A 21,152-nucleotide genomic window follows, 5' to 3' on the forward strand; every position below is an offset into this window, starting at 1 on the left:
ATTGCTCCTACTTGGCGGCCATACGCAAGGCGCCGTCGAGACGGATCACCTCGCCGTTGAGCATGCTGTTTTCAATGATATGCCTGACCAGCGCCGCGTACTCGGCCGGTTTGCCCAGACGCGGTGGAAATGGAACGCCAGCAGCCAGGGAATCGCGTACTTCAGGCGTCATACCGGCCATCATCGGGGTTTCGAAAATGCCCGGGGCGATGGTCATCACGCGGATACCGAAGCGCGCCAGTTCCCGGGCAGCCGGCAGAGTCAGGCTGGCGATGGCGCCCTTGGACGCCGCGTAAGCCGCCTGACCGATCTGGCCGTCGAACGCCGCCACCGAAGCGGTGTTGATGATCACGCCACGCTCGCCGTCGGCATTGGCCTCGGTTTCGCTGATGGCGGCGGCGGCCAGACGCAACAGATTGAAGCTGCCAATCAGGTTGACGTTGATCACCTGACTGAAGCTGGCCAGCGCGTGCGGGCCGTTCTTGCCGAGGATCTTCTCGCCGCGCACGATGCCGGCGCAGTTCACCAGGCCGTTGAGGCCACCGAACGCATCCACGGTGGCCTTGACCGCCGCTGCCGCAGCCGCCTCGTCACTGATATCCGCCACCACGCTCTGGCAGCCAAGTTTTTTTGCCTGAGCAGCCACGGCTTCGGCGTTGAGATCCACCAGCATCACCCTGGCACCGGCCTTGACCAGCATCTCGCCGGTGGCCGCGCCGAGCCCGGACGCGCCGCCGCTGACGAGGAAAATCTTGTTGTCGATCTGCATCATGGTTTCCTTGGATTCAAGCTGAAACGTTATGCGCCGCAGCTTCTTGGGCTTTGGCGATTTCCTGATTGCGCAAGATAAAGCGCTGCAATTTGCCGCTTGGGGTTTTCGGCAGATCGCTGACAAATTCGATTTCACGGGGATAGGCATGCGCGGCCAGGCGCTTACGCACGTGCTGGCGCAGCTCTTCGGCCAGCTGCGGCGCGGCGCGGTATTGGGCGCCGAGCACCACGAAGGCTTTGACCAGTTCGGTGCGCTCGGGATCGGGCTTGCCGACCACCGCAGCCTCGACCACGGCCGGGTGCTCGATCAGCGCGCTTTCAACGTCGAACGGGCCGACGCGATAGCCGGAGGTGGTGATCACGTCGTCGCTGCGGCCGACGAAGCTGATGCTGCCATCGGGGTTGAACTCAACGGTGTCGCCGCTCAGGTAATAATCGCCGACGAAAGCCTTGGTTGGCCCGCCCTCGTAACCGGCGAACCAGCACATCGGCGACTGGCGGCGGTCGACGGCGAGAATGCCCGGCTGGCCCACGCCCAATTCACGGTTATTTTCATCCAGCACCACGATCCGGTGGCCCGGCGAGGCAAAACCGGCCGCGCCCATGTGCACCGGATGCGCCAGCCCATGGTGATTGCACAGCACCATGCCCAGTTCAGTCTGGCCGTAGTGATCGTGGATGACCACGTTCAGGTTGTCGGCAAACCAGCGGATGACCTCCGGGTTCAGCGGCTCGCCGGCGCTGCTGACAACGCGCAGCGTGCCTTTGATCGAACGGGCGAACTGCTCGCCCCCGGCGATCAACAAACGATAGGCGGTGGGTGAGCCGGCGAGGTTGGTGATGCCGTACTTGTTGATGACTCGGCAAGTGCTTTCCAGGGTGAACGGGCCATCGTAGAACGTGATGGGATGCCCCATTGCCAGAGGGCCGGTCACTCCGAAGTAGATGCCGTAGGCCCAGCCCGGGTCGGCGACATTCCAGAAGGCGTCTTCGGGACGCAGGTCCACGGCGTCACGCATGTAGCTCTGGAATGCGACGATGGCCTTGAGCGGCACCGACAGCGCCTTGGCCGGCCCGGTGGTGCCGGAGGTAAACATCAGCAGGAACGGGTCTTCGCCACTGAGCATCACCGGTTCGCACTGGTTTGCATGGTTCGCCACTTCTGCCCAGAAACTGTAATCGCCGCGAACGATGCCCTGGCCTTTTGCGCCGCCGACCGTGACCACTGTGGGGCAATCGGCAACCTCGTTGAGTTTGGGGCGATTGACCGCGTCGGTAACCACAACCCGTGCGCCTGAGCTGCCCAGGCGATGTTCGATGGCCTTGGGGCCGAACGCGGTGAACAGCGGCTGATACACGGCGCCGATGCGCCAAGTGGCGAGTACCACGATCAGCAATTCAGCAGTGCGCGGCAGCAGGCCGGCCACCTTGTCACCCTTGCCCACGCCTTGGGCCAGCAGGAAATTGGCAAACCGCGCGGCATTGTCCTGCAGTTCACGGTAAGTCCAGGTCGCGTCGCTGCTGCCGTCGCGGCCCTCCCAGAACAAGGCAATGCGCCCCCGGCAACGCATGCCGGTCGCAACACTCGACACAGGCGTTCAACGCCTCGAGCGAGCCGTGCAATGCAGTGTTTGACGGTGTGCAGGTAATCGAACGGTGACGTGGCGGACGAGTAATCGCGCATGACCAGAATCCCTCTGTACTTGTTATTGGTTGGGGGAACCGTAAACAGCAGGGAAATACTCGCGCCGAAGGGCTTGGGCGGCAATGGTCAAAGCTATCAAGTTGCTTGACTGGTTTGGCCATGGTTGGGTGATGTGGGATCTGGGAGGCCGCTATCGCGGGCAAGCCTTGCTCCCACATAGGGTTCGCATTGCCCCGGTGGGAGCAAGGCTTGCCCGCGATAGCGTCAGCCCAGTCAACACACCTGCCGGATCAGCGAGGATCGTTGAGAATCAGGCTGCGATAATGCCCCGGATTGGACCCGGACCACTTGCGAAACGCCTTGTAGAAGGAGCTGGCATCGGCAAACCCCAGGCGCGCGGCGATGTCCACGAAGCTGATGGACGGTTCGGCCAGCCAGTTGATTGCCAACTCCTTGCGCACACTGTCCTTGAGCCCCTGATACGTCTGGCCCTCCTCCGCCAAGCGTCGACGCAAGGTCGAGGCCGAAACGCACAACTGCTGGGCCAAAGCCTCGGTCTCCGGCCACTGCTCGGGTGGTAACTGGCGCAGGTCATGCCTGATGCGGCTGGCGAGGCTTTGCGGGTCACGATACTTGACCAGGATGTTGGCCGGTGCCTGGGCCAGAAAGCGGTTGAGTTCCTCGGTACTGCGCCTAATGGGCAGGTCCAGGCACTCGGCGGAGAAGATCATCCGGGTGCGGGGCCGATCAAAGCGCAGGTTCCGCGAGAACATCACCCGATAGTCGTCGCAGAAATCCGGTTCCGGGCAACGCAACTCAATGGAAAGAATTGGAATACGCCGCCCGGCCAGCCAGCAGGCCACGCCATGAACAATCATCCAGTAGGTGAAATAGGTGAAGGCCCGACGCGGATCCTGATCGTCCTCCAGCAGGACGATTTCCGCCAGGCTCTGCTGGCGGACCCATTGGGCCGGCAACTGTTCGAACATCAGCGAGAGGAACCCAAGCCCTGCGGTCAATCCGCCCGCCAACGTCGGCTGGGCCATGGCGCACTGACAAAGAAAGGCCAGGCTGCCGGACTTGAGTTTGCGCCGATCCATGCCGAAGAACTCGTCATCCAGTCGCCGGGCCAGCAAACGCCAGAGTCGCGCATAGGCGTGAGCCGGAACCCTCGCCTGGGGGTTATCGAGCAATCCAGGGTCGATACCGACCTTGCTCAGCACTTCATCGGTGGCAGCCCCAGGGGCGCAGCTTTGCAGCAGCGCCTCACGCACCAACTGGATGGAGATGGTGTCCTTTTCCGACATGGCACGGGCTTTCACAGGATACGGTAAAGCAGCCGCTCTATCCGCACCCGGCTGACCCGTTTCAGAAACCTGGCGACTGCGGCGGGATAGTCCGGCAGGGTTTCCAGGTCCAGATATCGATCGATGCGCCGGGTGTGCTGGTAAATCTGCTCAAGCTCGGCCTGGCGCGGCTCCAGCAGTTCGCCCTTGGGGTCATCCAGCAACAAAGCGTTTTCCAGGTCCAGGCGAAACGCCCGCGGGTTGAGGTTATTGCCGGTCAGCAAGGTGTAGCGCTCGTCGATCCACATGCCCTTGAGGTGATAGGTATTGTCACCGTCACGCCACAGGTGCAGGTTCAACTGGCCGCTGTCGATGTAGCGCTGATGCCGCTTGGCGAAGCGTCGCAGGCTGATTTCGTAGAGATAGGGCAGCGCAGCGATGATCTTGAACGGCTCGCTGGGCGGCATGTAGAAGTCGTTGGCGGTTTTATCGCCGACGATAATGTCGATCTTGACCCCGCGAGCCAGCGCGCGATTGATCTCCCGGGTCACCCCCAGAGGCAGATTGAAATACGGCGTACAGATGGTCAGTTGCCGACGGCTGCTGGCAATCAATTCGCCGATCACCCGACTCAACGGATTGTTCTTGCCCACACCCAGCAACGGGCTCACCGACAGGCTGCTCTTGTCGAGGCTGCCGGCTTGCGTGTCATACGCCGCGTACTTGAGCCGGCTGCGCAGGTCGCCGATGTCCTTGCGCAGGCTGCGCGTGCTGGGCAGGTTCGGCAAATCCAGACGATGCACGGCGCTGGAGGCAATCAAGCCATGCTCTACCAGGTGCTGCATCGAGTCGGCCAGTGCCTCGTTTCGCAACAGGTGGTAGCGGTCGTAGCGGTATTTGTCGAACTTGTGCAGGTAGACGTTATTAAGGCTGGCGCCGCTGTAAAGCACACAGTCGTCGATCACGAAGCCTTTGAGGTGCAACACACCGAACAACTCGCGGGTCTGTACCGGCACGCCATAGATCGGCACTTCGCTGGCGTGAGTGCGGGTCTGCTTCTGATACCACGCTGAATTGCCCGGCTGCTTCTTGGCGCCGATCAGCCCGCGCTGGGCTCGCAGCCAGTCCACCAGCACGACCACGTCCAGTTCCGGATGCGCGGCTTTGGCGGCGTGCAAGGCATCGAGGATTTCCTGCCCGGCCTCGTCCTCTTGCAGGTACAGGGCGACGATGTAGATGCGCTGGGTGGCCTGGGCGATTTTCTCCAGCAGGCAACGGCGGAACTCGGCTGCGCCATCGAGGATGGTCACGGCATCGGCGGTCAGTGCAAAGCTGCGCAGCTTAGGCAGCAAGGGGCGTTTGAAAAGCGACGGCATAGGGCTCGCAAAAGGTCGAATCCGAAGAGTGGTTGAGCTTACACCATCGATGGGTTTGGGTCTTCTGCACGTCATGAAAAAACAACTTGAATAAGGAGAACGATCGTTCTACTGTTGGCGCCATGAACGAAATCAATAGCAATGAGACCCGAGACATTATTCTCGATGTCGCCGAAAAGTTGATCTACAAAAGTGGCATCGCGGCCACTGGCATGGACCTGCTGGTGAAAACCGCCGGCGTCTCCAGAAAGAGCATCTACCGCTACTTTGCCAATAAGGACGACCTGATCGTGGCCGCGCTCCAGCGGCGCGACGAGCGCTGGATGCACTGGTTCAGTCGTGAGGTCGACAAGGCCCCCACTCCGAGCGCCCGCTTGCTCAACCTGTTTACCGTGCTCAAAGACTGGTTCGACAGCGAAGGTTTCCGCGGCTGTGCGTTCATCAACACCAGTGGCGAAACCGGCGACCCACAGAACCCGGTCCGCCAGGTCGCCAAACTGCATAAACAGAAGTTGCTCGACTATGTAACGCAGTTGTGTACGGAACAAGGCGTCGAGCACCCGGATGCCTTGGCCCGGCAGTTACTGATCCTGATCGATGGCGCCATTACCGTCGCACTGGTCATGGGCGATCACAGCGCCGCCGACCAGGCCCAAAACATACTGAAGTCCTTATTGGCTGACACTGAATAAGCCGTTCCCTGTAAACCGTCGTGCCACTTGCTCAATCACTCACTGGAGATCTGCCATGTCATCCTCTGCTGAAGTTCGCCCGCCGCTGCCGCCTTTCACCCGTGAATCGGCCATTGAAAAAGTCCGCCTGGCCGAAGACGGCTGGAACTCCCGCGACCCGCAACGGGTGTCCCTGGCCTATACGCTGGACACTCAATGGCGCAACCGCGCCGAATTCGCCCATAACCGCGAAGAGGCCAAGGCCTTCCTGACCCGCAAATGGGCCAAGGAACTGGACTACCGGCTGATCAAGGAACTCTGGGCCTTCACCGGTAACCGTATCGCCGTGCGCTACGCCTACGAATGGCACGACGATTCGGGCAACTGGTTCCGCTCCTACGGCAACGAGAACTGGGAGTTTGACGAGCAAGGGTTGATGTCCAACCGCTACGCCTGCATCAACGACATGCCGATCCAGGAAAGCGAACGCAAATTCCATTGGCCGCTGGGTCGCCGGCCGGATGATCATCCGGGGCTGTCTGATTTGGGGCTGTAGGCGCACAGCACTGGTATAGGCAACAAAAACCTTGTGGGAGCAAGGCTTGCCCGCGATGACGGCGGCACATTCAACATGGATGCAAGCTGGCCCAACGCTTTCGCGAGCAAGCCCACCCCCACACGGGAATTGAGGTGAATACCGAATCGGTTAACCCTGAAAGAACCTGTGGGAGCAAGGCTTGCCCGCGATGACGGCAGCACATTCAGCATGGATGCAAGCTGGCCCAGCGCTTTCGCGAGCAAGCCCGCTCCCACATGGGAATTGAGGTGAATACCGAATCGGTCAACCCTGAAAAAACCTGTGGGAGCAAGGCTTGCCCGCGATGACGGCAGCACATTCAGCATGGATGCAAGCTGGCCCAGCGCTTTCGCGAGCAAGCCCGCTCCCACACGGGAATTGAGGTGAATACCGAATCGGTCAACCCTGAAAAAACCTGTGGGAGCAAGGCTTGCCCGCGATGACGGCAGCACATTCAGCATGGATGCAAGCTGGCCCAACGCTTTTGCGAGCAAGCCCGCCCCACATGGGAATTGAGGTGAATACCGAATCGGTTAACCCTGAAAAAACCTGTGGGAGCAAGGCTTGCCCGCGATGACGGCAGCACATTCAGCATGGATGCAAGCTGGCCCAACGCTTTCGCGAGCAAGCCCGCTCCCACATGGGAATTGAGGTGAATACCGAATCGGTCAACCCTGAAAAAACCTTGTGGGAGCAAGTCTTGCCCGCGATGACGGCAGCACATTCAGCATGGATGCAAGCTGGCCCAGCGCTTTCGCGAGCAAGCCCCCACATGGGTGCTGCGGGGCTCGGCCCGGAACCGCTCGCAACGGCGCTAGACAAGCGGCCACTCACCAGGGTTGACCGGCATGCCGCCAGGCATCACATTGCCTGGACCGCCGATACACTCAGTGGCGTTGGAGTGTTGCTGACCTGTGGAGCCCATGACCGCGTCCATGCCGATCCGTCCCCCCTGTCCGCCTGGTGTCTGTGACTGCGGGCGTGATGCGTTGCTGCAAACCCCAGGCAGTGACCTGCGCATCCTTTGCTTGAACCGCCAGGAAGAAAAACACCTGCTCCAACGGTTGGAAAACATCCAGAGCCTGGACGAGCTCCAACGGTTGCAGCAACGTATGTACGAAAACCTCGGAATCCGTCTGACCGTCGAACCCGGCTACAACGAAGTTCGTACCATGCGTGGCATCGCCATCGAGTTCCAGGCGCAGCCCGGCCTGTGCCGCAAGATTCGCCAGTCGATCCCCACCGCCATTCGACGCGGATTGGAAAAACGTCCTGAAATCGCCTGGCGACTGCTCGATGCCCACGACCTGTTCCGTGACGCCTGAACAACAGCTTCATCCCTGAAGCTGCGCATCGGCCTAGAAGTCTACGGTGGCCGAAAGCAGATAAGTGCGCGGCGTTGCCAGCGTCAAGCCTCCTTCACTGTCATCCGAGGCACCGGCTGAACTCCAGTAGCGCTTATCCGCGACGTTCTCGATATTGGCCCGCAGCGTGATGTTCTTCTGATCGACCTTGAACGCGTAGCGCGCGCCCACATCCAAACGCTCCCAGGAATCGATTTCCTTGGTGTTGGACTGGTCCAGGTACTGCGAACTGGAGTGAATGACACGGCTGGTCAGGGTCAGGCCCTGTACAGTCGGCACATCCCACTCGGCACCCAGATTGACGTTGTATTTGGGCGTGGCCGGCGCCCGATTACCATCAAAGGCGCCATCAGTGGTGTCGGTCAATTCGCTGTCGATGTACATGACCCCGCCGAGCAAACGCAAACCCTTGAGCGGCTCACCAAACACGCTCAACTCAACCCCGGTATTCTCACGTTTACCGTTGGGGCCGAAGACACGGGTGGTGGTGTCGGTGGCGTAGGCCGGTTGCTTGATCCGGAACACGGCAGCGGTGACGGCAAGCGCACCGGCGTCATATTTGGCACCGACCTCGACCTGACGACTGATGAACGGCGGGAATATTTCGTCTTCGTTGATCGAGGTCGATGGCGCGATCTTGCCCTGGCTCAAGCCCTCCATGTAGTTGGCATACAACGACAGCTTATCGGTTGCCTTGAACAGGACTCCGCCCGACGGCGACATCTTTTCCTCATCGTATGCGGTGGCGCCTTTGACGTTATTCGTCCAGTCGTCAACCTTGATCCGTTGCCAGCGGGTGCCGAGGGTCAGCAGCAGCCGATCATCGAGAAAACCCAGGGTGTCGGACAACGCCACGCCAGTGGAGCGGTTTTCGGTATACACCCTGTTGTCCTGGCGCGTGGGGTCGCTCGGAGTAGGCGTTTGCACCGGGTCATACAGGTTGCTTGGCGACGAAGCATAACGAGCGCCGCCATTGGTGAAGTCCATGTAGAAATAGCTGGCGGCCAGGTTGATCTCATGACTCACCGGGCCGGTATGGAACCAGTTGCGCACCCCGGCCGTGGCCGTGCGGACATTTTCATCCCGGGTAAAGTCGCGGGGCTGAACGCTGAAATCGCCAGCGTCGTTGCTGATCGAAACGTTATGCCGCAGGAAGTCATGATTACTTTTACGCGCCCCTGCACCGCCGTACAGCATCACGGAGTCGTTGACATCGTATTGCGCGTTCACCGTGCCGAAGGTGTCCTTGGTACGCGCCTTGCTCCAGCCCTGGGCGTAGTTGCGACGCACCTCGCTGGCATGCGGGACCTGTGCGTTGGCACCTACCAGTACGCGCTCCTGCGGCGCGTCGGTATCGCGCTCGGTGCGCCCGATGTCCGTCGAGAGGCGCAGACGCTCGCCACGAAAATCCAGGCCCAGCACCGCCATGTCGCGGTCGACACTCTGGTGATCCCATTCGGTATCGCCGGACTGCTTGACGCCATTGAAACGAACGCCAAACTTGTTGTCTTCACCAAAACGCCGGGCGACATCCACGGCACCGCCGAGCTGGTTGTTGGAGGCGTAGCTACCCGTGAACGAAGTGATGGGCTTGTCAGTGGCCCGCTTGGGCACCACGTTGATCCCGCCACCCACGCTGCCCCGTGGCGAGACGCCGTTGATGAGCTGGGTCGGACCCTTGATGATGTCGACGCGGTCGGCCATTTCCATGTCGATCGAATAGGTCGGCAGGATGCCGTAGAGGCCGTTGTAGGCGACATCACTGTTGAACAGGCTGAAACCGCGAATGGTGAACTGCTCAAAACGCCCGCCCGCCGGATTGGTGGCGCGAACCGAGGGATCGCTGGCGATCAGCTCACCCAGGGTACGCGCCTGCTGGTTCTTGACCGCTTCGCTGGTATAGGTGGTCATGCTGAACGGGGTTTCCATGAAATCCCGAGCCCCCAGCAAGCCTTGCGAACCGCGGCGCGCGACCTGGCCACCGGCATACGGCTCGCCCTGCGCCAGGCTCGTGGCTCCCATGATCGAGGTGGGAGCCAGTTGCAAGCTGCTGCCTTCCGGGGCTGGGGTCAGGATGTAAGCCTGATCACCCACCGGCTGCAGTTGCAGACCGGATCCCTGCAACAGTCGGGCAAAGCCCTCCTCCACGGCATACTCGCCCGCCAGCCCGGCGCTGTTACGCCCGCTTACCAGGGCCGGGTCGACCGACAGATTGACACCCGCCAGCCCGGCGAACCGGGTCAGCGCGGCGCTGAGGCTGCCGGCCGGCACCTGATAGCTGCGTCGGGCAGATTCTTCGGCCTGGCTGGAGGACATGAACAATGGACTGGCGCTCAGGCTTAGCAAGAGACTCAGGTTCAACAGCGGACGCCAGCCGGCAAGGGCCGGGCGAAAACGCAAAGGTAGTACTGCGGACATTGGAAGGAGCTCTCATTTTTGTTCAGTTGCCTTGAATGACAAGCGAGACAAAAAAAGGGGACAGGCGTCAGGCGACTTTTTTACGAAGCGTCAATGTGACCCAATATCGGGTGCGCGTTTGCACGTGAACCGGCAGGCTGGCCGAGAGCAACGCGAGGATTCGATCAGTGTTTTCCAGACGGAAGCTGCCGGTCACCCGAAGTGGTTCCAGGGCTTGGTCCCACCGCAATACACCTGGACGATAACGGCCCAGTTCACGGAGAAAATCCCCCAGCGGCTGGTTCTGCGCCACAAGGACCCCGTCACGCCAGCCCAACTGCGCCGCGTCGAACGCACTCACCGGCCCGGCGCCAGAGGCCTGAAGGTTGACCTGTTCGCCCTCCTTCAGCGTCAGCATTGGGCCGTGCAGCGGCTGCAGTTGCACCGACCCACTGAGTACTGACACTCGGCAACTGTGCTCGCTCAAGCGCACGCAGACCTCGCTTCGGCTGACGGAGATCAGGCCGAAGGGGGCCTGGATGGCCAACGGCGTGCCTCCCTTGACGTTCAGGGCCATCTCCCCTTGCACCAGCACCAGGCGTCGAGACTTGAGGTCCAGGTCCAAGGCGCTGTCGGTGTTCAACTGCAAGGCGCTGCCGTCGGCCAGCGACCAGCGCCGCTGTTCACCGGTGGCCGTGTGCAGGTCGGCGCGCCAGACCTCCAGCGGCAGCTCTCGCCCCAGCAACCAGGCCGTGGGCACCAATGCGGCGACGCCGAGCGCACGCTTGAGCACGGCCCGACGGGGCAATGCCGGGCGATCCAGGGTCGCCATACCCAATGAAGGCGGCACCCCGGCGAAACGCTGGCGCAATCGCTGGGCTTTTTGCCAGGCAGCCTCGTGGTGGGCGCTACTGTCGCGCCAGCGTTGCAACGCGGCGCAATCGAAGTCATCCCCGTCAAACTCCATCCTGGCCAGCCAGCGAGCCGCCGCCCGGGCGACTTCGCGAGCTTGCGGTGAAGGATCCTGGCGAATCAAAAGTCCACCAACAGACAATGCTCATAAGCCTGGGCCATGTAGCGCTTGATGGTGCGCTCCGACACTTGCATGCGCTCGGCGATTTCACGGTAGCCCAGGCCTTCGAGCTGGCTCCACAAAAAAGCCCGCCGCACCAGCGGTGGCAGGCCATCGAGCAACTCATCCAGGGCTTGCAGCGTTTCCAGTAGCAGCCAACGCTGCTCCGGGGAAGGTACACACGCTTCGGGCAGGCTCGCCAAGGCGTCAAGATAGGCCTGTTCCAGGTTGCGGCGCGTGTAGAAATTGCTCAACAGACGCTTGCCGACTGTCAGCAAATAGGCGCGCGGTTCGTGCAGGTCAGCCAATGGCTGAGCGCTGGACAGTACCCGCAGGAAGGTATCCTGACGCAGGTCCGCAGCATCCCAAGCATTGCCCATGCGCCGTCTCAACCAACCTTCCAGCCAGCCACCATGGTCTCGGTACAGCGCGTGCAAGGAACGCTCCGTTGGCGTAGCTGCATCAGACATGTCAAGAAGCCTTGTGCAAGGGATACATTAAATGAGAGTGATTCTAATTAATGTTCCCCCACGAATCCAACTTCTTTATCGACCGCTCTGTTAAATGCACGACGGAGGGTTACCCGACCTGATGGTTCGCCCCCGCGCTGCCGGGGGCGAACTCATTTGTTCAAGATACCTCAGTGGCTGGCATGCAATTGTTTCTGGACTTGCGGCATGGCCGAAGAGTGGTGGTTAAGGATCTTCCATTGACCGTCAATGCGTTCATAGATGAAGGTGTAGCGCGCCTGAACCTCGCGTTTGGTGCCGTCGGCGTTGGTCAGGGCAAAGGTGTAGACACCACTGTCCATCGCCGCGTCAGGTCCCAGGTGACGGATTTCCCGGTAGTTGATCTGCCCCACCGGCTTGCCGGCCAGGAAGTGTTCAAAGTAATCCTGAATCAGTGCCGCAGTGTTGCGCACTTGGTTGGAAACGGTGGGCTGCAATATCGCATCCGGCGCATACAGGCTGGTTACTGCAGCAGCGCTGCCGGTTTTGAGGGCCGCGTTCCAGCGGTCGAACAATGCGGCGATTTCACGATCATTCTGATTCTGTGGCTGCTCGGCTACGGTGCGGTAAACGTATGGTGTTGTTTCAAGTGCCAGGGCGAAGGGTGTGGTCAACATGAAAAAAGCGGCAGTGGCGAAGGTTTTCAGTTTCATCGTAACGTTCCTGTGGGTTTCAATGAGCCGACTTTGCCGGGCCTGGCGGCCTTCGCCATCGGCCAACCGGTGCCGATCGCCTATGCCGTTCGGCAGATAGGCCAGGTGCTGATGACGCGTTCTAATACCGCCACGCCGCCCGGTCCCATCCACGCTGGAGCCCTATCATGCAAAGCCCACCCCATGACCCCGGCAGTGCCCTGGCCATCCGAACTCAATATCGCCAGTCGCAAAGTCGTGCCGCACGCCTGCGCCTGCTGTTGGGCACCGGCCATGAACTGACGCAATTGCCCCTGTCGCAGATGCGCCAGCGCGCAGTGCAACGGGCGTGCGCATTCATGGCCATGGACCATGGCCTGCTGCTGGAGTGGGCGGCGGACACCACTTTTCGCACCATCGCCAGCCATGGCAGCCACGAACGGCTCGATCTGCTTGCCAGCCTGGCTCAGCCGCCGTCATCCGAGCCACAATGGCTGGAGTACCCTGGCAGCGCCCTGCCCCAGGTCTTGCGCGTTCCGTTGCGTGGCTCCGACGGTGTGGTGTTCGGGGCTTTATTGCTGGGCAACGGCGTGGCCCTGGGCACGCCGGACAACGAGGATATTGAGTCGCTGCAATTGCTGGCGACCTTGCTGGCTGCCCATCTGGAAAACAGTCGCTTGCTCGAAGCGTTGCAGGCCCGCGAACGCACCATGTCTGAACTGGTCCATCGACTGTTCAGTGCCCAGGAAGACGAACGCAAGCGCGTGGCTTACGACCTGCATGATGGCCTGGCACAGAACCTGGCGGGCCTGCATCAGCGCCTGCAGGGGTTCGCCGGTCGCTGCCCGCCTCTCCCGTCGGATCTGGCAAACGACTTGCAGGCCATCCTCGATCTCGCCCGCGGTTGTGTCGGCGAAGGCCGGCAGTTGATCGGCGGCCTGCGTCCCCATGCGCTGGATGACTTCGGCCTGTACAAAGCCGTCGACAAGGAGGCCGACCGCCTGCGGGATGCAGGCCTGTCGGTGGACTGGGCCGAGCACAGCGCCGCTCGCCTGCCGGGCAACACCGAAATCGCCCTGTTCCGCATTGCCCAGGAAGGCATCAACAACATTCTCAAGCACGCCCAGGCCAGCCATGTGAGCCTGGGACTGATGGTGAGCGACGACCGGGTCTCGCTGCGGGTCGAAGACAATGGCCGTGGCTTTGCTCTGGAACAACCCATCGAGACCAATGGCACCTGCCATCTGGGCCTGGCGGCCATGCAGGAACGTGCCAGTCTGCTGGGGGGCCACCTGAGCTGTTTCAGTCAGCCCGATGGCGGCACCCGTTTGCTGGCCAGCGTCCCACTACCCACCCACGGAACACACTCATGACGTCCCCTTTACGCCTGCTTTTGGCCGATGATCACGAAGTGACCCGCACCGGTTTTATCAGCATGCTGGCCGGCAGCCCGGGGTTCGAAGTCGTCGGCCAGGCCAGCAACGGCCAGGAAGCCCTCGATCTGTGCGAGCGGCTGCAACCGGACATCGCCATTCTCGACATTCGCATGCCGGTGCTCAACGGCCTGGGTACGGCGCGTATCCTGCAGCAACGCCAGCCGGGGATCAAAGTGGTGATCTTCACCATGGACGACAGCCCTGATCACCTTGAAGCCGCCATCGGCGCGGGCGCGGTCGGTTATCTGCTCAAGGATGCCAGCCGCGGTGAAGTGCTGGACGCCCTCAAGCGAGTCGCCCAGGGCGAAGAGGCCCTGAACAGTTCGGTCAGTGCGCGCCTGCTGCGGCGCATGGCTGAGCGCGGTGCCAGTGGCGCCACCCAGGTCCAGGCCCTGACAGCCCGCGAGCGCCAGGTGCTGGGGCTGGTGGCCGGCGGCTTCAGCAACCGTGAAATCGGCGAAAAACTCGGCATCGCCCCCGGCACCGCCAAGGCCCACGTGGAGCGAGTCATCGGCAAGTTGGGAGCCGCCGACCGAACCCAGGCCGCCGTGCGCGGTGTTGCCCTGGGGTTGGTGGCACAACCCAGCGGGCAATGGCCATGAGATTCCTCGCCGCCCGCCGGTGGGCCAACCTGCCATTGCGGGGCAAGGCATTGGTGGTCATTTCCCTGCCGCTGGTGGTTCTGTTGCTGTCGCTGGTGCTGATCTACATCACCGAACGCCAGACCGCCCGGGCCGAAGAAGACGTGCGCCGGGTGCTGCTGGTCCAGGGTGATATCCAGACGGTGCATACCCTGCTGGCCGAAGCTGCGGCCAGCGTGCGCGGTTATCTGCTGACCCGGCGCGAAGACTTTCTGCCTAGCTACGAACAAGCCACGCCGCTGATCAAGGCCGCGTTGCAGCGGTTGGACCACAACATCCGCGACGCCAGGATGCGCGAGCGCCTCAAGACCATCACCCCACTGATCGCAGAAAAACTCGATGGGCTGAATGCCTTGCGCAACGGCAAGGCCGATGACACAGCAGCCATCACGACGATTCTGATCGAAAACAAACAAGTCCTGGACGTGCTGCGCGAACAGATCAACGCCATGCGTATACGTGAGGACGCCCTGCTCGCCGATCGCAGCGCCGCCGCTTCGGCCACGCGCATGCGCTTGTTGTTCGCCACGCTGCTGGCGGCGCTGTGCGGGCTGCTTGGCGCCATCGTGGCGGTGCTGTTCCTGTCCAAGGGCATTGTCGCCCGCGTGCAACAGGTGCAGGGCAACGCTCAGCGCCTGGCCTTGGGTCAACCGTTGTTGCCGCAACCGCCGGAGCAGGACGAAATCGGCCAGTTGGGCACCCGTCTGGTAGAGGCCGGACAGTTGCTTGCCGAACGCGAGCGGGCTCTGCGCGATAACGAAGAACGCTTACGACTGATCATCGATGGGGTGAAGGACTACGGAATCTTCGCGCTGGACGCCCAAGGCCATGTCATTACCTGGAACGCCGGTGCCGAACGGATCAAGGGTTACAGCGAACAGGAAATCCTCGGGCGGCATTTTTCATTGTTCTATCTGGCCGAGGAATGCCCGGCGCACCCGGACATGGCGCTGCACGAAGCCGCCCGTGACGGTCACTACATGGAAGAAGGCTGGCGCTGTCGCAAGGACGGCAGCCGCTTCTGGGCCAGTGTGGTCATCACTGCCCAGTACGACAGTACCGGCACCCTGCGCGGGTTTTCCAAGATCACCCGCGACATCACTGACCGCCGCGCCGCCGAGATCGCTTTGCGCACCGCCCGTGAAGAAGCCGAAAGCGCCAGCCGCGCCAAGAGCGAATTTCTTTCGCGCATGAGCCACGAACTGCGCACACCACTCAATGCCATACTCGGCTTCGCGCAACTGCTGGACATGGACTCCAGCGCCGGCCAGCGCCCACAGGTCAGTCACATCCTACGCGCCGGCCAACATCTGCTGGCATTGATCAACGAGGTGCTGGACATTGCCCGGATCGAGGCCGGTCGTCTGCCGCTGAACATTGAGCCGATTGCCTTGACGACGGTATTGCACGAAGCGCTGACGCTGGTTTCACCCATGGCGGCCGACGCCGGGATTCAGTTGGCCGAACTGGCGCCGCTACCCGACAGCAGCGGTGTGCTGGCCGACCGTCAACGCCTGGTGCAGGTGCTGCTCAATCTGTTGTCCAACGCCATCAAGTACAACCGGCCCGGCGGTGAAGTGCGCATTGAAGTAACGGCCCAGGGGCCGCGAGTCAGCATTGCTGTCAGCGACACCGGGCATGGCATTGCCCCCGAGCAGCTTGACCGGTTGTTCAAGCCGTTCGAGCGCCTGGGTGCCGACCCACAGGTCGAGGGCACCGGCCTTGGGCTGTCCTTGAGCAAGAGCCTGCTGGAAATGATGCAAGGCAGCCTTCAGGTCCATAGCGAGCCGGGGCATGGTTGTCGTTTTACCCTGCAATTGCCCGGTGCCCGAGTGGAGCACGCCCGTTTGCCCCCCATCGTCGCGCTGAAGGTACAGCGTCCGTCAGTCGAATATCACGGCAAGATACTGTGCATCGAAGACAACCTGTCGAGCCTGGCGCTGATCGAGACCCTGATGCAGCGTCGTCCGGGTATTCAACTGCTGTCGAGCATGCAAGGCCAGTTGGGCCTGGACCTGGCTCGCCAGCACGCCCCGCAGTTGATCCTGCTGGACGTGACCCTGCCGGACCTGACAGGCCTGGAGGTGCTGCGCCGCTTGCGGCAATCGGCGGCCACGGCGGACACACCGGTACTGATGATCACCGCCGATGCCAGCGACCTGACCCACCGTGCCCTGCACGACGCCGGGGCCACAGCGATCCTGACCAAACCCATTCATATCCAGGCCTTTCTGGGCCACCTTGAACGTTATTTACCGGAGCCCGCATGAATCGCGATTTGCGCATCCTGATCGTTGATGATCAGCGCCCCAACCTGGACCTGATGGAGCAGTTGCTGGCTCGCGAAGGGCTGCACAACGTACTGAGCAGCACCGAGCCTTTGCGCACCCTCGACCTGTTCAACAGTTTTGAGCCTGACCTGGTGATCCTGGACCTGCACATGCCAGCATTCGACGGTTTCGCCGTGCTGGAGCAACTCAACCGGCGCATCCCGGCAAACGACTACCTGCCGATTCTGGTGCTGACCGCTGACGCCACCCGCGACACCCGCCTGCGCGCCCTGGCTCTGGGCGCCCGGGACTTCATCAGCAAACCCCTGGATGCGCTGGAAACCATGCTGCGCATCTGGAACCTGCTGGAAACACGGGCGCTCTATAAGGCGTTGCGCGAGCTGGTTCCATCACGACAGATCGAACTGTTGCGTCAGCACCGGCCAGCCGCCGGCGCGGTTTGGTCCTAGTGCGCCGGGCCGCAATAGGCTCGGGTTCTATTCGATGCGGTAGTGAAAAGTATTGCGCACCGCCGGCACCGTTACGGCCTGACCGTCGACGATCCGCGGCTGATAACGGAAGGTCTTGGCTGCGGTCAGCGAGGGGCGGATAAACAACGGGTGGCAGCCGTCCAGCACCTTGGGGTTATCGATGCGCCCGTCCGGCTTGACGCTGTACTCCACCGTGCAGTCGCCTTGCAGCCCTTTGTCCAAAGCCCGTTGCGGATAATCCGGGGCCTCTTTACTCAGGGGTTGATAGTGGCGGCTGTCGGCGGCGGCCAGGCGCGCCTGTTCGGCTTGGCGTTGCCGGGCGAGCGCCTGGGCCTGTTGAGCCGCCTGGCGCTGTTGTTCGGCGGCCTGCTGCTCGGCTTCATGCTGGCGTCGCTGGTTCTCCTGGCGCTCGCGCTGTTGGGCCTGCTGCTGGGCCTGTTGCTCGCGTTTTTGCTCCTCGACACGTTTGCGCGCCAGGGCTGCCTGCTCCAGTTTCTGGGCCTGGAGCCTTGGCTCAACCACCGGTTTACTCGGTGGGGGGCGTGGCGCTTCCACCGGAGCCGGCGCGGCTTCGACCGGTTGTGGTGCGACCTCTGCCACGGGAGCCGGCGCAGGCGCCTCGGGCACCGGCACCGGTGACAACATCACCAGTTGCGTGCGCAGCACCCGAGGCGCCTCGACGGCCGGTTTTTCCGCAGTCCAGCCCAGTACCAGCAATGCAGCCACAGCCGCGTGCAAGGCCACGGCGAGCCCCGCCGCCAGGCTGTTCCTCCAAAAACCACGGCCGGACAACGTGGGTAAACCCAAGGATGGACTGTGCATGATCATCGCCGTCATCGGGGTGCCTCGGTCACCAGCCCAAGGTTGCTCACCCCACCCTGCTGCAAGGCGGCCATGGCGGCCACGACACGACCGTAGTCGGCGTGGTCGTCGGCCCGGATATACACCTGGGTGTCGCTGCGCTCGGCGACAACCTGGGCCACCTTGGCGCGCATCTGATCCAGGTCCACGGCGCTGTCGGTCTGGCTTTGGGTGTCCAGTTCCGCGCCCAGATTCCAGTAGTAACCGCCCTCTGCCTTAACAGACAGGGTCAGAATCTGTTGGCGGCTATCGTTGGCCAATGCCTGGCTGGCGACCTTGGGCAGCTCGATTTTCACGCCTTGGGTCAGCATCGGTGCAGTGACCATGAAGATCACCAGCAGCACCAGCATCACGTCGATGTAAGGCACCACGTTCATTTCGGCCTTGGGCCCGTGCTTGCGTTGCGGCTTGACTAGCATCTGCCCTCTCCTCTCAAGCGGCCGCGGCCAGGTTCACCGGGGCGCCGTGCAGCTTGCGGTGCAGGCGTGCCTGCAACTCGTTACCGAACGCGTAGTAACGCGTCAGCAGGGTCTGACCGCGGGCGGAAAACCGGTTGTAGGCGATCACAGCAGGAATCGCCGCGAACAAACCAATGGCGGTGGCGATCAACGCCTCAGCGATGCCCGGCGCTACGGTGGAGAGGCTGGCCTGTTGCACCTGGGACAAACCCAGGAAGGCGTTCATGATCCCCCAGACCGTGCCGAACAAACCGATGTAAGGGCTGACCGAACCGACGGTCGCAAGAAACTGTAAGCCTTTCTCCAACTGCACCTCCTGTTCGCTGATTGCCACTTGCAGCGAACGCTCCACCCCCTCAAGCACCACCTGCGGGCTGCCGGAAGGCACGTTGAGCTGGGTGAAAGCCTGGAAGCCGGCGTGAAAGATCGGCTCCACGCCGCCGTCTTCTTCGCGCACCTGGGCAGTCTCGCGCAACAGCGCCGGCAAATCGCTGGTGCTGCGAAAACGCTGCATGAAGCCCTTGAACTGACGCTCGTTGCGTTGCAGCACGGCGCTGCGCTGGATGATCAGGTACCAGCTCAACAGCGAGGCCAGCAGCAGCGTGAGCATGACGGCCTTGACCAAAAGGCTGGCGTCGCTGATCAGGCCCCAGATTGTCATGTGTTCCAGAGTGGCTTGCATGGGTAGAACTCCTGTCTGGCTGCTATTCGATGAAATGTTCATGACCGGTTGATGACAGTGCCGCTCAAGGCAGACGCAAGGCTTTGGCCACTTCGCTCCAAGGCACGAACTTGAAATTCTGGGTCTGCTCGGGCATCCGTTTGCGGCCGTCCTGGACCACCAGCATGCCGACGCTCCAAGGCCCGCCAAGGTTGGCCGAAGTGACTTCCAGACCATCGGTTTCCGAGGCTCCGTCGATGCCGGCAGTGCCGTTCAAACCGACGCGGAACGCGCCGCGCACGGCATAAGGCGGCTCGCCATCAAGTACCAGGTAGCTGTCGTTGCCCTGGCTTGAGATCACCAGGTAATCGTTACCGGCGCCTTGGTACAGGGCGATACCCTCAACGTCGGCATGCAACTGCGGGCCGACCTTGATCACGCTGTTCAACGTCGCCGGCCGGTCGGCCCGGGCATCCACCGCCCAGACACCGACGTCTTCTTCACCGAGAAACAGCCGCTGGCGCTGGTCATCGGCGACGCAACCTTCAGGCTGGCTGTCGACGCTGAACTGGCGCACCAGTTCCCCCTTCACTACACCGTCCGGGGCGCTGAGGCGGTATTGCAAATAGCGCCCGTCCTTGCCATTGGCAAAGGCATACAGTTCGCCCTCAACGGGCTGGAACAGGCAGATGCCGTAGATTTCATTGAGTGGCGTGGGGATCTCGCCGGCCTCGCGCAGCTCGCCGCTGACCCGGTCGATGCGAAACAGGCTGAGGCTGTTGTGATCGCGGTTGCTGGCGACTGCGAGATCGACGGTTTGCGTGCCCAGCTTGAAGTTGGTGCGCACATCAACGTTGTTGAGGCGGCCCACCGGCAGCTCCTGCAACAGCTTGCCTTGCAGGTCATAAGCCAGCAGCCCCTCCTTCTTGTTGGTGCCCAGCACCCGGCTCAAGGCAGGCGTCGTGGGATGCACCCAGATCGCCGGATCATCCGCCGCGTCGCCCTGACGCGCCACCGGCTCGCTCTGGCCAATGGCAGCCACAGTGGGCAGCACTGGCGGCAGCGACACAGACGCGGGCTGCCAATTGATTTGGCCCTGGTATAAACGCCCGTTGTCATCGTCGCGCAGCAGCAGCTCAAGACCGGTTTGCGTCGAACGTATCGCCAGGCTCTCCGGCTCGTTCAGGCCTGGCAGCGCCAAACTGGCTTTTGCAGCCCACCCCTTGCTGTCTTGCTGATACAGATGCAACTGCCCCGCTTGCGGGTCCAGGCCCAGCAATCCTCCTGGTAACGCAGCCATGTCACCAGCGGCCTGCTGGATGTCACCGAACGGTGTGCGCATTGCCACGGGTACACGCACGGCATCGGCCTCGGAGGATGCCGGATAGGCCCACCAGCCGACTTTTTCCTCGTTGACGAACAGTTGATTGGCGCTGTCCTGCACCTGACAGGTCTGGGCATCGGGCGGCAGTGGCAGGCCGCGTACGCGCTGCGCGCGCTCGTTCAGGTGCTCGCCATTGCCTACCAGCCACTGCTCGCCCTTGCCCTCTTCACCCACCAGAAACACAAACAGGTTGCTCGCTTCGTCGCGGTACAGGCACAGCCCGTTCACCGGAAAATCTCGCGCTGGCAGGTACAGCGGTTTTCCCCACTGGCGTTTCTCCGGATCGAGGCTGACCAACAGTGCTTGCTGGCGAGTGCTGTCGAGGCTGGCGACCAGTGCCTTCGCCCCGAGGGCCCGGCTATCGAGACCTTCGAAGGCGCCCTCCAGGCGTGACAGTTCACGGCCTTGGGCATCGAGCAGCAACAAGCCTTCACGGGCGCTGGCCAGTCGTTCGGTCGTTGATTGGCCGGGCACAAATCCCAGGGCATTGATCGAGACTTCCTGTGTATGAGGCCAGGGTTGCAGCTTCAGGGTTGGGGAAGCCGCCAGGGCTGGAACGGTTGCCAGGCTGATGAGCATCGCCAGCAGGCACTGCTTGGGTACAAACAAAGCGCTATTCAACGGAAAAATCCTTGTCATTGAGCCAGGTT

The 21,152-nt window shown here is 62.0% G+C and carries 19 protein-coding genes and 1 pseudogene; 7 read left to right on the plus strand and 13 right to left on the minus strand.

The window, feature by feature from the left end:
• Window positions 1-7: 7 nt before the first annotated feature.
• The 4 genes and pseudogenes from PSH57_RS14795 to pssA all read right to left on the minus strand — a co-directional run bounded on the left by PSH57_RS14795 (window position 8) and on the right by pssA (window position 5,078).
• Window positions 8-769 carry an SDR family NAD(P)-dependent oxidoreductase gene (locus PSH57_RS14795; protein WP_305383692.1) on the minus strand — a complete coding sequence of 254 codons (762 nt, stop codon included), beginning with the start codon at window positions 767-769 and terminating at the stop codon, window positions 8-10.
• A gap of 16 nt (window positions 770-785) precedes the next feature.
• Window positions 786-2,455, minus strand: a pseudogene (locus tag PSH57_RS14800) (AMP-binding protein).
• Between the two features lie 251 nt (window positions 2,456-2,706).
• A complete protein-coding gene (locus PSH57_RS14805; RefSeq protein WP_305383693.1) occupies window positions 2,707-3,723 on the minus strand; it encodes an AraC family transcriptional regulator in 1,017 nt (338 codons plus the stop codon).
• Window positions 3,724-3,734: 11 nt separating this feature from the next.
• Window positions 3,735-5,078, minus strand: a complete 1,344-nt coding sequence (gene pssA / locus PSH57_RS14810) for a CDP-diacylglycerol--serine O-phosphatidyltransferase (protein WP_305383694.1) — start codon at window positions 5,076-5,078, stop codon at window positions 3,735-3,737.
• A gap of 122 nt (window positions 5,079-5,200) precedes the next feature.
• Here pssA and PSH57_RS14815 point away from each other — a divergent pair, with 122 nt between their 5' ends.
• Both PSH57_RS14815 and PSH57_RS14820 read left to right on the plus strand, forming a co-directional pair.
• Complete coding sequence (locus tag PSH57_RS14815) at window positions 5,201-5,770, plus strand: TetR/AcrR family transcriptional regulator (protein ID WP_305383696.1); 570 nt, start codon at window positions 5,201-5,203, stop codon at window positions 5,768-5,770.
• Window positions 5,771-5,825: 55 nt separating this feature from the next.
• Window positions 5,826-6,305, plus strand: a complete 480-nt coding sequence (locus PSH57_RS14820; protein WP_305383698.1) for a nuclear transport factor 2 family protein — start codon at window positions 5,826-5,828, stop codon at window positions 6,303-6,305.
• On the opposite strand, the gene PSH57_RS14825 is transcribed toward PSH57_RS14820, so the two are convergent.
• On the minus strand, window positions 6,275-6,787 hold the full coding sequence (locus tag PSH57_RS14825) for a hypothetical protein (RefSeq protein WP_305444671.1): 513 nt from the start codon (window positions 6,785-6,787) through the stop codon (window positions 6,275-6,277). The genes PSH57_RS14820 and PSH57_RS14825 overlap by 31 nt on opposite strands.
• A 462-nt stretch (window positions 6,788-7,249) precedes the next feature.
• Here PSH57_RS14825 and PSH57_RS14830 point away from each other — a divergent pair, with 462 nt between their 5' ends.
• Window positions 7,250-7,651, plus strand: a complete 402-nt coding sequence (locus PSH57_RS14830) for a hypothetical protein (RefSeq protein ID WP_305383704.1) — start codon at window positions 7,250-7,252, stop codon at window positions 7,649-7,651.
• A 33-nt stretch (window positions 7,652-7,684) separates the two neighbouring features.
• Here the strand turns inward: PSH57_RS14830 and PSH57_RS14835 are convergent, their stop codons facing one another.
• The 4 genes from PSH57_RS14835 to PSH57_RS14850 form a co-directional block, all read right to left on the minus strand.
• Entirely contained in the window at window positions 7,685-10,108 is a 2,424-nt protein-coding gene (locus PSH57_RS14835) for a TonB-dependent receptor (RefSeq protein WP_305383706.1), read from the minus strand.
• Window positions 10,109-10,175: 67 nt separating this feature from the next.
• Window positions 10,176-11,120: a FecR domain-containing protein gene (locus tag PSH57_RS14840; RefSeq protein WP_305390393.1), complete on the minus strand. Its 945-nt coding sequence runs from the start codon at window positions 11,118-11,120 to the stop codon at window positions 10,176-10,178.
• The gene (locus PSH57_RS14845) at window positions 11,120-11,629 is read right to left on the minus strand and encodes a sigma-70 family RNA polymerase sigma factor (RefSeq protein WP_305383707.1); all 510 of its coding nucleotides are present in this window, start codon (window positions 11,627-11,629) and stop codon (window positions 11,120-11,122) included. Before PSH57_RS14845 ends, PSH57_RS14840 begins: the two co-directional genes overlap by 1 nt.
• A 170-nt stretch (window positions 11,630-11,799) precedes the next feature.
• Window positions 11,800-12,321, minus strand: a complete 522-nt coding sequence (locus PSH57_RS14850) for an SgcJ/EcaC family oxidoreductase (RefSeq protein WP_305383708.1) — start codon at window positions 12,319-12,321, stop codon at window positions 11,800-11,802.
• A 167-nt stretch (window positions 12,322-12,488) separates the two neighbouring features.
• On the opposite strand from PSH57_RS14850, the gene PSH57_RS14855 reads away from it, so the two are divergent.
• Genes PSH57_RS14855 through PSH57_RS14870 form a run of 4 tightly spaced genes read left to right on the plus strand, consistent with a single transcriptional unit; the run spans window position 12,489 to window position 17,117 of the window.
• Window positions 12,489-13,673, plus strand: coding sequence for a sensor histidine kinase (locus PSH57_RS14855; protein ID WP_305383710.1), 1,185 nt, complete (start codon window positions 12,489-12,491; stop codon window positions 13,671-13,673).
• Window positions 13,670-14,338: a response regulator gene (locus PSH57_RS14860; RefSeq protein WP_305383711.1), complete on the plus strand. Its 669-nt coding sequence runs from the start codon at window positions 13,670-13,672 to the stop codon at window positions 14,336-14,338. Before PSH57_RS14855 ends, PSH57_RS14860 begins: the two co-directional genes overlap by 4 nt.
• The gene (locus PSH57_RS14865; RefSeq protein ID WP_305383713.1) at window positions 14,335-16,647 is read left to right on the plus strand and encodes an ATP-binding protein; all 2,313 of its coding nucleotides are present in this window, start codon (window positions 14,335-14,337) and stop codon (window positions 16,645-16,647) included. Before PSH57_RS14860 ends, PSH57_RS14865 begins: the two co-directional genes overlap by 4 nt.
• Complete coding sequence (locus PSH57_RS14870) at window positions 16,644-17,117, plus strand: response regulator (protein ID WP_305383714.1); 474 nt, start codon at window positions 16,644-16,646, stop codon at window positions 17,115-17,117. The genes PSH57_RS14865 and PSH57_RS14870 overlap by 4 nt, the downstream gene beginning before the upstream one ends.
• A 27-nt stretch (window positions 17,118-17,144) precedes the next feature.
• Here PSH57_RS14870 and PSH57_RS14875 read toward each other — a convergent pair whose 3' ends face one another.
• The 4 genes from PSH57_RS14875 to PSH57_RS14890 form a co-directional block, all read right to left on the minus strand.
• Window positions 17,145-17,975 (minus strand): energy transducer TonB, encoded by an 831-nt coding sequence (locus PSH57_RS14875; RefSeq protein WP_305383716.1) that lies wholly within the window; start codon window positions 17,973-17,975, stop codon window positions 17,145-17,147.
• A complete protein-coding gene (tolR, locus tag PSH57_RS14880) occupies window positions 17,972-18,418 on the minus strand; it encodes a protein TolR (RefSeq protein ID WP_047226513.1) in 447 nt (148 codons plus the stop codon). The genes PSH57_RS14875 and tolR overlap by 4 nt, the downstream gene beginning before the upstream one ends.
• A 13-nt stretch (window positions 18,419-18,431) precedes the next feature.
• On the minus strand, window positions 18,432-19,139 hold the full coding sequence (gene tolQ / locus PSH57_RS14885) for a protein TolQ (protein ID WP_305383718.1): 708 nt from the start codon (window positions 19,137-19,139) through the stop codon (window positions 18,432-18,434).
• Window positions 19,140-19,203: 64 nt separating this feature from the next.
• On the minus strand, window positions 19,204-21,081 hold the full coding sequence (locus tag PSH57_RS14890) for a phytase (RefSeq protein ID WP_422766101.1): 1,878 nt from the start codon (window positions 21,079-21,081) through the stop codon (window positions 19,204-19,206).
• Window positions 21,082-21,152: the final 71 nt, after the last annotated feature.

The sequence above is a fragment of the Pseudomonas hefeiensis genome (assembly GCF_030687835.1).
Taxonomy (GTDB): domain Bacteria; phylum Pseudomonadota; class Gammaproteobacteria; order Pseudomonadales; family Pseudomonadaceae; genus Aquipseudomonas; species Aquipseudomonas hefeiensis.

What these genes read in the sequence shown, in the direction of transcription:
- PSH57_RS14870 (WP_305383714.1), top strand. Translation starts at nt 16,644, where the DNA reads ATGAATCGCGATTTGCGCATCCTGATCGTTGATGATCAGCGCCCCAAC.
- PSH57_RS14805 (WP_305383693.1), bottom strand. Translation starts at nt 3,723, where the DNA reads ATGTCGGAAAAGGACACCATCTCCATCCAGTTGGTGCGTGAGGCGCTG.
- PSH57_RS14845 (WP_305383707.1), bottom strand. Translation starts at nt 11,629, where the DNA reads ATGTCTGATGCAGCTACGCCAACGGAGCGTTCCTTGCACGCGCTGTAC.
- PSH57_RS14835 (WP_305383706.1), bottom strand. Translation starts at nt 10,108, where the DNA reads ATGTCCGCAGTACTACCTTTGCGTTTTCGCCCGGCCCTTGCCGGCTGG.
- PSH57_RS14865 (WP_305383713.1), top strand. Translation starts at nt 14,335, where the DNA reads ATGAGATTCCTCGCCGCCCGCCGGTGGGCCAACCTGCCATTGCGGGGC.
- PSH57_RS14825 (WP_305444671.1), bottom strand. Translation starts at nt 6,787, where the DNA reads ATGCTGAATGTGCTGCCGTCATCGCGGGCAAGCCTTGCTCCCACAGGT.
- pssA (WP_305383694.1), bottom strand. Translation starts at nt 5,078, where the DNA reads ATGCCGTCGCTTTTCAAACGCCCCTTGCTGCCTAAGCTGCGCAGCTTT.
- PSH57_RS14855 (WP_305383710.1), top strand. Translation starts at nt 12,489, where the DNA reads ATGCAAAGCCCACCCCATGACCCCGGCAGTGCCCTGGCCATCCGAACT.
- PSH57_RS14795 (WP_305383692.1), bottom strand. Translation starts at nt 769, where the DNA reads ATGCAGATCGACAACAAGATTTTCCTCGTCAGCGGCGGCGCGTCCGGG.
- tolQ (WP_305383718.1), bottom strand. Translation starts at nt 19,139, where the DNA reads ATGCAAGCCACTCTGGAACACATGACAATCTGGGGCCTGATCAGCGAC.
- PSH57_RS14815 (WP_305383696.1), top strand. Translation starts at nt 5,201, where the DNA reads ATGAACGAAATCAATAGCAATGAGACCCGAGACATTATTCTCGATGTC.
- PSH57_RS14875 (WP_305383716.1), bottom strand. Translation starts at nt 17,975, where the DNA reads ATGACGGCGATGATCATGCACAGTCCATCCTTGGGTTTACCCACGTTG.
- PSH57_RS14860 (WP_305383711.1), top strand. Translation starts at nt 13,670, where the DNA reads ATGACGTCCCCTTTACGCCTGCTTTTGGCCGATGATCACGAAGTGACC.
- PSH57_RS14890 (WP_422766101.1), bottom strand. Translation starts at nt 21,081, where the DNA reads ATGCTCATCAGCCTGGCAACCGTTCCAGCCCTGGCGGCTTCCCCAACC.
- PSH57_RS14850 (WP_305383708.1), bottom strand. Translation starts at nt 12,321, where the DNA reads ATGAAACTGAAAACCTTCGCCACTGCCGCTTTTTTCATGTTGACCACA.
- tolR (WP_047226513.1), bottom strand. Translation starts at nt 18,418, where the DNA reads ATGCTAGTCAAGCCGCAACGCAAGCACGGGCCCAAGGCCGAAATGAAC.
- PSH57_RS14820 (WP_305383698.1), top strand. Translation starts at nt 5,826, where the DNA reads ATGTCATCCTCTGCTGAAGTTCGCCCGCCGCTGCCGCCTTTCACCCGT.
- PSH57_RS14830 (WP_305383704.1), top strand. Translation starts at nt 7,250, where the DNA reads ATGACCGCGTCCATGCCGATCCGTCCCCCCTGTCCGCCTGGTGTCTGT.